The organism is Chryseobacterium sp. DT-167 (assembly GCF_058310155.1).
Map to the genome: position 1 here is coordinate 1 of NZ_JBZEEQ010000142.1, position 517 is coordinate 517.

General features: G+C 71.4%; 1 protein-coding gene. It reads left to right on the forward strand.

The window, feature by feature from the left end:
* Positions 1-517 (forward strand): aldehyde dehydrogenase family protein (locus AC4FQ5_RS20180; protein ID WP_491146534.1); only part of this gene is annotated, 517 nt, incomplete at both ends.

Below are 517 nucleotides of genomic sequence, written 5' to 3' on the forward strand. Positions count from 1 at the left end.
CGACGCCCGCGTAGACGACGCCCTCGACGCGATCGTGGTCGGCGGCCTCTACAACGCCGGCCAGGAGTGCATGGCGGCGAGCCGGCTCATCGTCCAGCGCGCTGCCCTCGACGCGGTCGTCGCGGGTCTGACCGAGCGCATCGCCGCCGTGCCCGCCGGTGATGTCCTCGACCCCGAGACGGTGCTCGGTCCGCTCAGCTCCGCGGCGCAGCGCGCTCGCGTCGAACCCAAGATCGCGGGCCTCCCCGAGAGTGCCCGCGTCGTCGTGGGCGGACACCGGCCGGAGGGCGCGGGATTCCACTTCCCGGCGACGGTCATCGTCGACGTCGATCAGGACCACGAGATCGTGCAGGAGGAGATCTTCGGCCCCGTCTTCACGGTCCAGGCCTTCGACACCGAGGAGGAGGCGATCGCGCTCGCGAACGGCACCCGGTACGGGCTCGCGGCCTCCGTCTTCACGGACAACGTCGGTCGCGCCACTCGCGTCCAGAACGCGCTCGAATTCTGCACCGTCTGG